13 protein-coding genes are annotated in these 12,497 nt (G+C 73.5%); 7 read left to right on the top strand and 6 right to left on the bottom strand.

From position 1 onward, the window contains the following. The first annotated feature begins 133 nt into the window (after positions 1–133). Genes KME79_RS03890 through KME79_RS03880 form a run of 3 tightly spaced genes read left to right on the top strand, consistent with a single transcriptional unit; the run spans position 134 to position 2,648 of the window. Positions 134–1,321, top strand: coding sequence for a thiolase family protein (locus KME79_RS03890; protein ID WP_219543479.1), 1,188 nt, complete (start codon positions 134–136; stop codon positions 1,319–1,321). Continuing rightward, entirely contained in the window at positions 1,318–1,992 is a 675-nt protein-coding gene (locus KME79_RS03885) for a 3-oxoacid CoA-transferase subunit A (RefSeq protein WP_148031159.1), read from the top strand. The genes KME79_RS03890 and KME79_RS03885 overlap by 4 nt, the downstream gene beginning before the upstream one ends. Further along, positions 1,989–2,648 carry a 3-oxoacid CoA-transferase subunit B gene (locus tag KME79_RS03880; RefSeq protein WP_219543341.1) on the top strand — a complete coding sequence of 220 codons (660 nt, stop codon included), beginning with the start codon at positions 1,989–1,991 and terminating at the stop codon, positions 2,646–2,648. Before KME79_RS03885 ends, KME79_RS03880 begins: the two co-directional genes overlap by 4 nt. A gap of 22 nt (positions 2,649–2,670) precedes the next feature. On the opposite strand, the gene KME79_RS03875 is transcribed toward KME79_RS03880, so the two are convergent. Together KME79_RS03875 and KME79_RS03870 are read right to left on the bottom strand one after the other, a co-directional pair. Then, positions 2,671–4,098 carry a PepSY-associated TM helix domain-containing protein gene (locus tag KME79_RS03875; protein ID WP_219543340.1) on the bottom strand — a complete coding sequence of 476 codons (1,428 nt, stop codon included), beginning with the start codon at positions 4,096–4,098 and terminating at the stop codon, positions 2,671–2,673. A gap of 223 nt (positions 4,099–4,321) precedes the next feature. Next, positions 4,322–4,918 carry a hypothetical protein gene (locus KME79_RS03870; protein WP_219543339.1) on the bottom strand — a complete coding sequence of 199 codons (597 nt, stop codon included), beginning with the start codon at positions 4,916–4,918 and terminating at the stop codon, positions 4,322–4,324. An 89-nt stretch (positions 4,919–5,007) separates the two neighbouring features. On the opposite strand from KME79_RS03870, the gene KME79_RS03865 reads away from it, so the two are divergent. Continuing rightward, on the top strand, positions 5,008–5,181 hold the full coding sequence (locus KME79_RS03865) for a hypothetical protein (protein ID WP_187281127.1): 174 nt from the start codon (positions 5,008–5,010) through the stop codon (positions 5,179–5,181). An 11-nt stretch (positions 5,182–5,192) separates the two neighbouring features. On the opposite strand, the gene KME79_RS03860 is transcribed toward KME79_RS03865, so the two are convergent. Beyond that, positions 5,193–6,299 carry an alpha-hydroxy acid oxidase gene (locus KME79_RS03860; RefSeq protein ID WP_308248778.1) on the bottom strand — a complete coding sequence of 369 codons (1,107 nt, stop codon included), beginning with the start codon at positions 6,297–6,299 and terminating at the stop codon, positions 5,193–5,195. A 178-nt stretch (positions 6,300–6,477) separates the two neighbouring features. Here KME79_RS03860 and KME79_RS03855 point away from each other — a divergent pair, with 178 nt between their 5' ends. Continuing rightward, positions 6,478–7,083 (top strand): HD domain-containing protein, encoded by a 606-nt coding sequence (locus KME79_RS03855; RefSeq protein ID WP_219543338.1) that lies wholly within the window; start codon positions 6,478–6,480, stop codon positions 7,081–7,083. A gap of 70 nt (positions 7,084–7,153) precedes the next feature. Continuing rightward, positions 7,154–8,659 carry an AAA family ATPase gene (locus KME79_RS03850; protein ID WP_219543337.1) on the top strand — a complete coding sequence of 502 codons (1,506 nt, stop codon included), beginning with the start codon at positions 7,154–7,156 and terminating at the stop codon, positions 8,657–8,659. Here the strand turns inward: KME79_RS03850 and KME79_RS03845 are convergent. The 3 genes from KME79_RS03845 to KME79_RS03835 are packed head-to-tail and all read right to left on the bottom strand — an operon-like array spanning position 8,591 to position 10,800. Further along, complete coding sequence (locus KME79_RS03845) at positions 8,591–8,872, bottom strand: DUF4031 domain-containing protein (protein ID WP_148031165.1); 282 nt, start codon at positions 8,870–8,872, stop codon at positions 8,591–8,593. The genes KME79_RS03850 and KME79_RS03845 overlap by 69 nt on opposite strands. Beyond that, on the bottom strand, positions 8,869–9,609 hold the full coding sequence (locus KME79_RS03840) for an HAD family hydrolase (RefSeq protein WP_148031166.1): 741 nt from the start codon (positions 9,607–9,609) through the stop codon (positions 8,869–8,871). The genes KME79_RS03845 and KME79_RS03840 overlap by 4 nt, the downstream gene beginning before the upstream one ends. A gap of 18 nt (positions 9,610–9,627) precedes the next feature. After that, the gene (locus tag KME79_RS03835) at positions 9,628–10,800 is read right to left on the bottom strand and encodes a cytochrome P450 (protein WP_219543336.1); all 1,173 of its coding nucleotides are present in this window, start codon (positions 10,798–10,800) and stop codon (positions 9,628–9,630) included. Between the two features lie 446 nt (positions 10,801–11,246). On the opposite strand from KME79_RS03835, the gene KME79_RS03830 reads away from it, so the two are divergent. Beyond that, positions 11,247–12,488, top strand: a complete 1,242-nt coding sequence (locus KME79_RS03830) for a hypothetical protein (protein ID WP_148031168.1) — start codon at positions 11,247–11,249, stop codon at positions 12,486–12,488. Positions 12,489–12,497 lie beyond the last annotated feature (9 nt).

Below are 12,497 nucleotides of genomic sequence, written 5' to 3'. Positions count from 1 at the left end.
GCGGTGGGAAGTGCGGACACCCTGACAAAGGCAACATCTCATGCCTCTTCGGTAGGTGCGGGTGCTGCGCTAAGCTACACACTGTTCGCATAAGGAACGTGTGTTCGTATAGCGAACAGAAGGGGAGGACGTGATGGGTTCGGCCTTCGTCTACGCCGCCGCGCGCACGCCGTTCGGCAAGTTCAACGGCGCGCTCGCCGGTGTCCGACCGGACGACCTGGCCGCCGCCGCGCTGCGCGGCGTGCTGGCCAGGGTGCCCGAGCTGGATCCGGCCGGCATCGGCGACGTGGTGTGGGGCAACGCCAACGGCGCCGGGGAGGACAACCGCAACGTGGGCCGGATGGCCGTGCTGCTGGCGGGGCTGCCGGTGACGATCCCGGCGACCACCGTCAACCGGCTGTGCGGGTCGAGCCTCGACGCCGCCATGATGGCCTCGCGCACGATCGAGAGCGGCGACGCCGACGTCGTGGTGGCCGGCGGGGTGGAGTCGATGACGCGGGCGCCGTGGGTGCTGCCCAAGCCGTCGCGGGCTTTCCCCGCCGGCGACGTCACCGCCGTGTCGACCACGCTCGGCTGGCGCCTGGTCAACCCGCGCATGCCCAAGGAGTGGACGGTCTCGCTCGGCGAGGCCAACGAACAGCTGCAGGAGAAGTTCTCCATCTCCAGGGAGCGGCAGGACGCGTTCGCGGCCCGCTCGCACGCGCTGGCCGACGCCGCCTGGAGCGCCGGGTTCTACGACGACCTGGCGGTCCCGGTCGAGGGCACAGAGCTCGCGCGCGACGAGGGCGTCAGGCCCGGCTCCACGCCCGAGGTGCTGGCCGGGCTCAAGCCCGCCTTCCGGCCCGGCGGCACGATCACCGCAGGGAACGCCTCTCCGCTCAGCGACGGCGCGTCGGCGCTGGTCCTCGGTTCCGAGACGGCCGCCCGGCGGCTGGGCGCCGAGCCGATCGCGCGCGTCGCCGGCCGCGGTGCCGCCGCCCTCGAACCCCAGGCGTTCGGGTACGCGCCGGTCGAGGCCGCCAACCAGGCCCTGAGACGGGCCGGCATCGGCTGGGACGACGTCGGCGCGGTCGAGCTGAACGAGGCCTTCGCCGTGCAGTCGCTGGCCTGCGTCGACGCCTGGGGGATCGACCCGGAGATCGTCAACGTCAAGGGCGGCGCCATCGCCATCGGCCACCCGCTGGGCGCCTCCGGCGGCCGCGTCCTCGGGACCCTCGCCCACGTGCTGCGCGAGCGGCGCGAGCGGTGGGGCGTCGCCGCCATCTGCATCGGCGTCGGCCAGGGCCTGGCGGTCGTCCTGGAGAACGTGAGCGCCGCATGACCGCGATACTCACCGACCCGGACGAGGCGCTCGCGGGCGTCGAGGACGGCTCGACCGTCCTGATCGGCGGCTTCGGCATGGCCGGCATGCCGGTCACGCTCATCGACGCGCTGATCCGGCAGGGCGCCAAGGACCTGACCGTGGTCAGCAACAACGCGGGCAACGGCGACACCGGCCTGGCGGCGCTGCTCGCCGCCGGCCGGGTACGCAAGATGATCTGCTCGTTCCCGAGGCAGAGCGACTCGTGGGTGTTCGACGGCCTCTACCGCGCGGGCGAGATCGAGCTGGAGGTGGTGCCGCAGGGCACGCTCGCCGAGCGGATGCGCGCCGCCGGGGCCGGCATCGGCGCGTTCTACTGCCCCACCGGCGCAGGCACGCCGCTGGCCGAGGGCAAGGAGACGCGCACCATCGACGGCCGGGACCACGTGCTGGAGTACCCGATCAAGGGCGACGTGGCGCTCATCGCCGCGCACGCCGGCGACCGGCTCGGCAACCTCGTCTACCGCAAGACCGCGCGCAACTTCGGCCCGGTCATGGCGACCGCGGCCGCCCTCACGATCGCGCAGGTGAGCCACGTGGTCGAGGTCGGCGACCTGGACCCCGAGACCGTCGTCACCCCCTGCGTCTACGTCGACCGGATCCTGGACACGAAGGCGGGGGAGGCAGCATGAGCACCGTCGAGCATCTGGGCCGCGGCCCGCTCGGCCGCGAGGAGCTGGCCGCCGTGGTCGCCCGCGACATCCCGCGCGGCGCGTTCGTCAACCTCGGCATCGGCCAGCCCACCACGGTCGCCGACCACCTGCCGGCCGACTCGGGCGTCATCCTGCACACCGAGAACGGCATGCTCGGCATGGGCCCCGCCGCCAAGGGCGACGAGGTGGACCCGGACCTCATCAACGCCGGCAAGCTGCCCGTCACCGAGCTGCCGGGGGCGTCCTACTTCCACCACGCCGACTCCTTCGCCATGATGCGCGGCGGTCACCTCGACGTGTGCGTGCTCGGCGCCTACCAGGTGTCGCGGCGCGGCGACCTGGCCAACTGGCACACCGGCGCCCCCGACGCCATCCCGGCCGTCGGCGGCGCCATGGACCTGGCCATCGGGGCGAAGCAGGTGTTCGTCATGATGACGCTGTTCGCCAAGGACGGCACGGCCAAGCTCGTCCCCGAGTGCACGTACCCGCTGACGGGCCTGGCCTGCGTGAGCCGCCTCTACACCGACCAGGCGATCTTCCACCTCGGCCCGGACGGCGTCACGGTGGCGGAGACGTACGGCATCGGCTTCGACGAGCTGGCCGCCCGGCTGGAAGTCCCCGTCCGCCGAGGCTGAGCGCCCGGACGGGCCCGCGCCGTCAGCCGATGATCTCGGCCAGGCGCGGGATCCGGCGCAGCACCAGCCGGTCCAGCAGCAGCACCGCCAGCATCGTCACGCCCGCCAGCGGGAACATCACCCCCAGCACCACCATGATCGCCGTCACCCCGTACGCGGCGCGCCTGTCCATCGGCCGGGCGGGCGCGCCCATCCGGCCCTTCGGACGGCGCTTCCACCACATCCACGCCCCCGAGACGACCAGCGTGATCAGCGCCAGGCAGGCGCCCAGCATCACCAGCAGGTTGACCGTGCCGTAGCGGCGGCCCTCGTGCAGCGCCACGCCCTGCTCCACCGCCTTGGCCAGCACCCCGTACTCGTCCCACCCGTACGAGACGAGCACGCGGCCGCTGTACTGGTCCACGTGCAGGGTCTGGGCGGCCGACGGGTCGCGGCGCGGGGCGGTGACGACCGTGTAGACGCCCTCGTGGTCCTTCGGCAGGAGGATCTTCAGGTCGCACTCGGCCGGCGAGCAGTCCCGGATGGCCGGCCGGGCGGCGGCGAGCGCCTGCTCCAGGGGGAGCGCGTCCGGGTGCAAGGCGCTTCCGCCTCCCGTGTCGTGGCCCGCGTGCCCGCCGTCCTGGGAGGTCGGCACCGGCAGCCGTTCCGCGGCCCACGGCACCTTGGCGTCGGGGTTGTCCGACAGGTCCGCCGAACGGTTCGGGTAGTCGCCGGCGTCGGGGTAGGTGGAGCCGGTCCGCTCCTGGATCCGCTGCAGTACGTCACCCCACACGCCCGACCAGGGCAGGCCCGAGATCACCAGGAACACGATGACGACGCCGGCGCCCGCCCCGGTCAGCGCGTGCACGCGGCGCAGCCTGGCCCTCGGCGAGCGGGCCGGGCGCCTGCCGCGGCTGGTCCACCACAGGTACGTGCCGGTCGCGACGAGGATCAGCGACCAGCACGCCGCGGTCTCCACCACCCGGTCGCCGGCGGTGCCCGCCATCAGCTCGCCGTGGATGGTGCGCACCACCCGCATGAACGTGGCCGCGTCGTCGATCGTGCCGACGACCGTGGCCGACCCCGGATCGACGTACACCGAGACGCCCTCCGCCCACGGGCCGGCGTCCTCGCCCTGGAAGATGATCCGGGTCGTGCGGTCGGGAGCGGCCGGCGGGATCACCGACATGACGGGCGCGCCTGGCATGCTCCGCTGCGCGGCCGTGATCTGCTCCGACAGCGGGCGGGCGGTGGTGACGGGCTCGGCGAGCGTGCGCACGTCCTGGTAGCGCCACTCCTCGAACGGTTCCTTGAACAGGTAGACGGACCCCGTGACGGCCAGGACGAGCAGGACGGGGGCGACGAACAGGCCCGCGTAGAAGTGCCAGCGCCAGAAGGCGCGGTACCGCCGGGAGGAGGACGGGGCGGGCCGGACGGTGACGGTCTCCGGGCGCGCGTGGACAGTGGTCATGGTCAACTCCGGAAGAACGAGAGCGAGGGGGGCCGCCACGGCCGGCATCCGGCCATGACGATCAGGCCGCGCGACGGCGACCGGTCACAGCGGCGGGCATCCCGCGGCACGATCGGACCGACGGCGGTTCCGGCGCCGTGATCACGGCGCGATGGACCGACGGCGGGTTTCCGTCGCCGTGGTCAGGGCGCGGCACCGTCGGCGGACGATGTCTTTCCCTGCTCTAGCGGGGCGGTCCCCGATGGCTCACGGCCCACGCGAGCACCTGTGGCCCGCGTACCGGTGGCTCTCCGGCGGCGGGCACGATCCGGAGAGGCGCAGGAGTCAGCGGGCCGCGTGGCGACGGCCGCGACAGCCCGGCCAGCGAGCAGCCCAGCAGGACGAGCACGGTCACCAGCGCCGTCTCGCCCCGCTCCAGCCACCAGGCGCACAGCACGGCGGCCAGCACGTGCGCGAGCGGCATCGCCACCCCGGGCAGCGGGCCCCCGCCATGGTGGCCCGCGTCGTGGCCCAGGACGTGCGCCGCACCGGGGATGTCCGCGCTGAACACCTGGTGCATGCCGTACTGGGCGGCGAACGAGGCCGCCACCAGCACACCCCTGCCCCGGCGGCGCCGGCCCAGCAGGTAAGCGCCCGCCCCGGCGGCCACGGTCGTCGCGGCCACCACCCCCAGGGAGGCCCCGGAACCACCGGCCAGCACGTGCGTCCCGAGCGCCGCGTACACGCAGACCGTCGCGAACACGGCGGCGCCCAGGAGCCGCACGGCGGACCGGCCGATCGCCTGCGCCTCCCGGGCGCCGCGTGCGCGAACACCACTCACACGCGGGGATACGCGCAGCGCGCGGCCCGGGTTCAACAGCCCGCCTAGGGGCCCTGTTCGGGGAGATATGTCCGGCGTACCGTCGGGTCATGAATGACACGTTCATCGCCACCACGCTCCGCCGGGTCCGGGAGGCGGCCGCGGAGGTCGAGCGGAGCGGCACCGGCGTCGAGGAGGCGCTGCGGGCGGTCCGCAAGCTGCGGACCGCCGCCGAGCAGGCCGAGGACGAGCTGATGGAGCACCGGCTGTCCCGGCTCAGGTAGTCCGCCCAGGCTCAGCGCAGCCGCACCACGTCCGCGTCCAGACCGTCCACCCCGGACGCGCCCAGCAGCGCGAGCGTGCGCACCAGCTCGCCGCGGAGCATCGCGAGCACCCGGTCCACGCCCGCCTCCCCGCCCGCCATCAGGCCGTACAGGTAGGCGCGGCCGACGAGGCAGGCCCGCGCGCCCAGCGCCACCGCCGCCGCGACGTCCGCGCCGCTGCGCACGCCGCCGTCGAGGAACACCTCGGTCCTGTCGCCCACCGCCGCCGCCACCTCCGGCAGCAGCTCCAGCGGCGTGGGGGAGCGGTCGAGCTGCCGGCCGCCGTGGTTCGACACCACCAGGCCGTCCACCCCCGCCGCCACCAGCTCCTCGGCGTCGTCGACCCGCTGCACGCCCTTCACCAGCAGCCGCCCGCCCCACTCGGCGCGGATCCACTCCAGGTCGCGAAGGGTCACCGCCGGGTCGAACATCAGGTTCGTGATCCCCGCCAGGTCGTCCGGCGCCCCCTCCACCGTCGCGAACCGCAACGGCTCGCCGGTCAGGAAGCCGAACCACCAGGCCGGCCGGGTCATCGCCTGCGCCAGCCCGCCCCAGCGCAGCGACGGCGGCATGGTCATGCCGTTGCGCACGTCACGCAGCCGCCCGCCGGCCACCGGCACGTCCACGGTGACCACCAGCACGTCCATGCCCGCCTCACGGGCCTGCCGCAGCCACTCCCTGACCCGCCCCCGGTCACGCACCACGTACAGCTGGAACCAGTTCCACCCGCCGGGCGCCGCCGCGGCCACGTCCCGGGCGCTCGTGGTGCCCATCGTGGAGAGCGCGTACGGGACCCCGGCGCGGGCGGCGGCCCTGGCCACGGCCCGCTCACCGGCTGGGTGCATCATCCGGGTGAACCCGGTGGGCCCGAGCACCACCGGCATCGCCACCCGCCGCCCCAGGATCTCGGTCCCGGTGTCGACGCGGGACACGTCCCGCAGCACGTGCGGCCGGAACTCCACCCCCGCGAACGCCTCCGCCGCCCTGGCCGTCGACAGCTCGCCCTCGGCCGCGCCGTCGACGTAGTCGAACACCACCCGGGGCGCCCGCCGCCGCGCCAGCCGGCGCACGTCAGCCACGTCAGCCGCCCCGGCCAGCCCGCCGCGCGCCCGCCTCCGGGGCACGAACGCGCGCAGCTCCCGCCACCGCGGCAGCCGCCGGCCCGCACCCTGACCCTGCTCGATGCCGCCACGCTAACAAGCGGGCGGCGACCCGTGAACCTTCCCGGCGGTCACGGCGCGCGGCTAGGGTGGCCGGGTGCTGGAGGAGTGGCGTGCGCTGGTGGGCGGGTCCCGGGCCGGGGACGCGGTGGGAGCCGAGCTGGTCGCCCGGTGGTCCGAGCCGCACCGGCGCTACCACGACCTCGACCACCTGCGGGCAGTCCTGCGCGCCGTCGGCCTGATCCAGGAGTGGGCCGCGGACCCCGTGGCCGTGCGCCTGGCCGCCTGGTTCCACGACGCCGTCTACGACGGCAGGCCCGGGTGGGACGAGGAGCGCAGCGCGCAGCTCGCCCGGTCCCGCCTGCCCCGCTGCGGCGTGCCGGCGCGGCGGGTGGCCGAGGTGGCCAGGCTGGTACGGCTGACCGCGGCGCACGACACGCTGGCCGAGGGAGACCGCGACGGGGCCGTGCTCTGCGACGCCGACCTGGCGGTGCTGGGCGGCGACGGGTACGCGGACTACGCGGCCAAGATCAGGCAGGAGTACGCGCACGTCCCCGGCGAGCTGTTCAGGCGGGGCCGGGCCCAGGTGCTCCGCCGCCTGCTGGCCGTACCCCGGCTCTACAGGACACCGCCGGCGCGCGAGCTGTGGGAGGCGCGCGCCCGGGAGGCCGTGAGCGCGGAGCTGGCCGAGCTGGAGCGCTGACGAGCGGCATGACCGCGCTTGACGGGTAAGGAGCGGCGCGCGGCCCGGCGATCTGTCAGTGTGGGCGGTCATGGACACCGACGACGCCCGGTCACTGGCCCGGTCGCTGAGAGAGCTGATCCAGGACGCCCACCACACCCTCGCCCTCGACACGCCACCCGAGCTGGTGACCCGCGTGACCGGCCACCTCGGCTGCGAGCTGAGACACGTGGTCAACGTGGTGGCCGCGTTCCCCGGCTGGGAGCACGTCAACCTGCAGCGCGGCGTCGACGCCTACCTCGCCGCGCACACCCCCGGCGCCGAGTGGTTCGGCATCGCCGGTCAGGGCCGTGAGCACGACGACATCGTCAACATGCTGGCCCGCGCCGCCCGGGGCTGGGAGCGGTACGAGCCGGGCGCGGTCGACTACGAGGCCGTGGCGATCGGCCCCGACGAGACGACCGAGGTGATCTCGCTGGGGATGGTGCTCACCCGGGCCCCCGGCGGGACGCCCGTGGTGCTGGCGCTGCGCGGCGCCCAGGAGCACATGTCGACCGACTGCCAGGTGGTCGTGCTGGCGCCGGACAGGGCCGCCGCCAAGGAGTCGCGCGACGAGATCGAGCGCCTGATGCGCGAGCACGACGTCTACCGGGGGCAGATCCTGTCGTTCGCGTGGAGCGAGTACCGCGGCAACGACCTGGTGACCTTCCTGCCCCGCCCCGACCTGAGGCCCGGCCAGGTGGTGCTGCCCGACGGCGTGCTGGAGACGATCGAACGGCACATCGTCGGAGTCGCCGAGCAGGCGCCGCGGCTGCGCGCGCACGGCCAGCACCTCAAGCGCGGCCTGCTGCTGCACGGCCCGCCCGGCACCGGCAAGACCCACACCGTCCGCTACCTCATGGCCAGGATGACCGGCTGCACGGTGATCGTGATGACCGGCGGGGCGATCCGGTTCGTGTCGCAGGCGGCCGGGCTCGCCAGGCGGCTGCAGCCGGCGATCGTGGTGCTGGAGGACGTCGACCTGGTGGCGCGCGACCGGTCGTTCAGCGACGACGGCAACCCGCTGCTGTTCGCGCTCCTCGACGCCATGGACGGGGTCGGCGCGGACGCCGACGTGACGTTCGTGCTCACCACCAACCGGGCCGACGTGCTCGAACGCGCGCTGGCCGACCGTCCCGGCCGGGTCGACCTGGCCGTGGAGATCCCCAGGCCCGACGCCGCCGGGCGGGCGGCGCTGCTCCGCCTCTACGCCCGCGACCTGCCCCTGCGGGCCGACCTGGAGCCGATCGTGGCGCGTACCGAGGGCGCGACCGCCTCGTTCTTCAAGGAGCTGCTGCGCCGGGCCGTGCTGGACGCGCTCGCGCACGACGGCGGGACGCCCGCGATCACCGGCGACCTGCTGAACCGGGCGCTCGACGGGATGCTGCACGAGCGCGCGGCGCTGACCCGCACCCTGCTCGGGTCGGGTGAGCCGGGTGAGGAAGAGGAGCCGGTGCCCGAGGACGCGTACGCCTCTCTGGGCGGGGCGTCATTCCCCAGCGCGTACGGCGTGCACCTTCCGGCGGCGGAGCCCGGCCGCGACCAGCCGCTGCAGTAGCTCGCGGGAGGTGACCGCCTGCGCGCCCAGCGACACGGCGAACGCGTGCACGGTCTCGGGCACGTCGTAGTGGTCGCGGTCGAACGCGCGCACGGGCACGCTCAGCCGGGCGGCGAAAACGTGGAGTTCGTCCAGGGACGTGTCGCTGACCAGATGTGACCACATCAGGCCGCGCGGCCCCGGCCACTGCGGGGGATCGATGAGCACCGTCACGAGGTCAAGGGTAGAACGCGGCCGCGCACGACCGGCTCACCGAGGTCCTTCACCACCAGGTCGGCGCCCTCCCCGGCCGGCGCCAGGGCGATCACCAGGGCGAAGCCGCCCTTCCTGCCCGCCTCGACGCCCGCCGGCGCCGACTCGACCACGGCGGTCCTGCCGGGCGGCACGCCGAGACGGCGGGCCGCCTCCAGCGGCAGCGCCGGATCGGGCTTGCCCGGCAGGTTCATCAGCGCCGCGTCGCCGCCGTCGACCAGCGTGTCGAACAGGTGCAGCACGCCCGCCGCGGCCACCAGCGTGCGCCCGTGCAGACTGGCGGACACCCCGGCGGTGCGGGCGCCCCGGTTGCGCAGCTCGTGCAGCAGCGCCACAGCGGCGGGGAACGCGGCCACCCCGTGCAGCCTCACCTGCTCCATGAACAGCTGCTCCTTGGCCCGGCCGAGACCGTGCACGGTCGGCGCGCCAGGCTCGTCGTCCGGCGCGCCCTCCGGCGCGGTGAGGCCCCGTGAGGCCAGGAAGGCGCGGACGCCGTCGAGTCGCGGCCGTCCGTCGACGTACCGCAGGTAGTCCTCCCGGACGTCGAACGGCTCGAACGGCGCGGAGCGGCCGCGCAGGAACCCGTCGAACACGTGCTTCCACGCGGCCGCGTGCCCGCGGGCGGTGTCGGTGACCGTGCCGTCGGTGTCGAACACCACGGCGCCGATCGCGCTCAGGTCGATGACAAGCTCGTTCACCCTGCGAACGTAACCGCTTCACCACGCCACGGGTAGCTTCTCCACGCCGTAGACGATGGCCAGCTTGCGCCACGGGATCTCCCCGTCCAGGCGCAGCGTCGGGAAGCGGCGCAGCAGCATCGGGTAGGCGATGCGCAGCTCCATCTGCGCCAGCGGCGCGCCGATGCAGCGGTGGATGCCGTGACCGAACGCCAGGTGGGAGCCGGCGGTGTGGCGGCCCGGCTTGACCTGGTTCATGTCCTCGCCCAGGTTCGGGTCGCGGTTGGCGGCGGCGAGCGAGCAGAGCACCAGCTCGCCCTTCTTGATCTGCTGCCCGTGCAGCTCCAGATCGTCGCGGGCGAAGCGGGGGAAGGCCACCTGCACCACGGTCATGTAGCGCAGCAGCTCCTCGATCACCTCGTCGATGTAGCCGTCGACCTCGCGCACCTTGGCGGCCTGGTCGGGGTTCTCCAGCAGCCAGAGGGAGCCGAGCGCGAGCATGCTCGTGCTGGTGTCGTGACCGCCGGTGAGCATGCCGTCGGCCATGCTGGCCAGGGTGCGGTCGTCCAGCGCGTCGCCGTGGTCGCGCAGCAGCTGGCCGAGCAGCCCGTCGCCGGGGTCGCGCCGCTCGCGGGCGACCAGGTCGGTGAGGTACGCCATCGCGTCGTTGATCGCCTGCAGCGACGCCTCGGGCCCGGCGGTGAAGTCGAACCGGTTCGTGCTCACCTTGACGAAGTCGGCCTGCTCGTCGTACGGGACCCCGAGCAGCTCGGAGATCACCAGGGACGGGATGGGGAGCGCGAAGTCCTCCATCAGGTCCGCGGGGGAGCCCTTGGCCTCGATCCGGTCCAGGCACTCGGTGACCAGCGCCTCGATGCGCGGCTCCAGCCGCCGCAGCCGGCGCATGGTGAACTCCGGCGTCAGGAACTTGCGCAGCCGGGTGTGCTCGGGCGGGTCGCGGAAGCCCAGGCCGCCCGGGTCCTCCTGGTTCGAGCCGAGGCCGATGACGCCGGCGAAGTCGTTGCTGAACCGCTCGTGGTCGCCGAGCACGCCGCGGACGTCGTCCCAGCGGGTGACCAGGTAGACCGTCTGCCCGCCGGGGATCTCCATCGGGTAGACGGGGTGATCCGCCTGGATGCGGAGCAGTTCATCCGCTGGATCGAACCGTTCCCGCATGAACTGGACGAGAGGAAACTCTTCTGACTCTGACATGGATTCCGTCCTGCTGGGATACATCGCACGATGCTGGGATAAATCCCTCGCTAGATGGTCCCATCCTGGAAGCCGTGCTGGTGACCTCCCGAAGGACGAGATTTCATCTCAGCCTCAGGTAAGAGCCCTGGTCACCTCGCCCCCAGGGCGGAACCGTCCGGTGATGAGCGTAGACGGGCGGGTTCGCGGACGGAGCCCCGACCGCCGGGTAAGCGGGTGGCGAGCCGGGTGCGCTCCGTGAGGATCGGGGAGACGCCGTGGCGTCCACGGGACTGACCACTCCGGGTCCGTTTGGCGCGTTCCCCGACAGCTCCGGTGCTGGTGGGACGTATGGGGAAATCAGTGCAAACTGGGCAGCAGCCGGAGTTTGGCGTACAAGGTGGCTACAGTCTGCGATGATCTCGTCATCGAGCCCCCCGAGACTGAGCCTCAACGGATAGTGACTGATGCCCACATTTGAGGAAATCACTACCTTCATCACCGAGAAGCCGCTCGCGACCGCCGTGATCGCGCTGCTGAGCCTGGCCGGGCTCATCCTGGCCTTCCTGGTGCTTCGCGTCGCCTGGCGGGTCACCGCCTGGCTGTTCGCCCGCTACGTCGCCAACCGTCCCATCGAGGACGTGCTGACCATCGTGGCCGCCTCCATCGCGACGGGCGTGTCCGCCCAGGGCATGTGGCGCTTCTCCGGTGACGTGCTGGGCCTGGACGGCCCGCTGAGGCTGCTGCTGTTCGCCTTCATCGAAGTGGCCATCATCACCTCCGCCGTGCGCGCCCGCCGCAACATGCGGGAGAACTTCTCCGCGGGCATCGACGGCATCGCCGTGTGGGCGCTGACCTGCCTGACCGCGGTGCTGTCCAGCATGGACGCCAGCAGCTTCCCCGAGGCGGTTTTCCGGCTCGCCGCGCCGCTGGTGGCCGCCTGGCTCTGGGAGCGCGGCATGGCCATCGAGCGCCACCGCATCCGCGGCACCGGCCGCATCAACTGGCGGCTCACCCCCGAGCGGCTGCTCGTCCGGCTCGGCCTGGCCGAGGTCAGCGACCGCACCGCCAGCGAGGTCGACGCGCACCGCAGGCTCACCCGGGTCGCGCTGGCCGCCAAGCGCGCCAAGGCGCTGCGCGAGGCCGGCGCCCCCGACCGCAAGATGCGCGCCGCCCTGGCCAAGCTCGACAAGGCCATGGACCAGGCGGTCGAGCACACCGGCCTGGCCGTCGACCAGGGCCGCCAGGAGGCGCTGCTCGCCCAGATCGCCGCCCTCTACAACACCACCGCGCTCATCGACGCCGACCCGCGGGTGCCCTGGGAGCCCGAGCGCGACCACCGGCCGGTGCCCGCCAGGCCCGAGCTGCCGCCCGCGCTCGCCGAGCTGGTGCGGGAGGAGGACGACGAGGAGATCGCGGTCATCGACGCGGCCCCGCAGATCGTCGACACCGCCCAGCGCGCGGTGCTCATGCGCCAGGCCCGCGCCTACTGGAACCGGCAGATCGCCAAGGGGATCGTGCCGCGCACCGTGGACATCGCCCAGGAGATCGGCATCCCGGTGCCCGTCGCCCGGGAGTGGCGCGCGCTGTGGAAGCTGGAGCCCGCGGCCCACGCCCTCATCGAGCAGCTCTACCACCAGCACGGCATCGTCGACACCGGCGCGTTCCCGGCCATCGACGACGACGGCCGGGTGCTCGCGAAGTCCTGAAGGGTCCTG

The sequence above is a fragment of the Nonomuraea harbinensis genome, from assembly GCF_019396385.1.
In the GTDB taxonomy this organism is placed as follows: domain Bacteria; phylum Actinomycetota; class Actinomycetes; order Streptosporangiales; family Streptosporangiaceae; genus Nonomuraea; species Nonomuraea ferruginea.
Note: the sequence above shows the minus strand (reverse complement) of the source record. Positions and strands in the feature narration are given on the sequence as shown.

What these genes read in the sequence shown, in the direction of transcription:
- KME79_RS03890 (WP_219543479.1), top strand. Translation starts at nt 134, where the DNA reads ATGGGTTCGGCCTTCGTCTACGCCGCCGCGCGCACGCCGTTCGGCAAG.
- KME79_RS03885 (WP_148031159.1), top strand. Translation starts at nt 1,318, where the DNA reads ATGACCGCGATACTCACCGACCCGGACGAGGCGCTCGCGGGCGTCGAG.
- KME79_RS03880 (WP_219543341.1), top strand. Translation starts at nt 1,989, where the DNA reads ATGAGCACCGTCGAGCATCTGGGCCGCGGCCCGCTCGGCCGCGAGGAG.
- KME79_RS03875 (WP_219543340.1), bottom strand. Translation starts at nt 4,098, where the DNA reads ATGACCACTGTCCACGCGCGCCCGGAGACCGTCACCGTCCGGCCCGCC.
- KME79_RS03865 (WP_187281127.1), top strand. Translation starts at nt 5,008, where the DNA reads ATGAATGACACGTTCATCGCCACCACGCTCCGCCGGGTCCGGGAGGCG.
- KME79_RS03850 (WP_219543337.1), top strand. Translation starts at nt 7,154, where the DNA reads ATGGACACCGACGACGCCCGGTCACTGGCCCGGTCGCTGAGAGAGCTG.
- KME79_RS03835 (WP_219543336.1), bottom strand. Translation starts at nt 10,800, where the DNA reads ATGTCAGAGTCAGAAGAGTTTCCTCTCGTCCAGTTCATGCGGGAACGG.
- KME79_RS03830 (WP_148031168.1), top strand. Translation starts at nt 11,247, where the DNA reads ATGCCCACATTTGAGGAAATCACTACCTTCATCACCGAGAAGCCGCTC.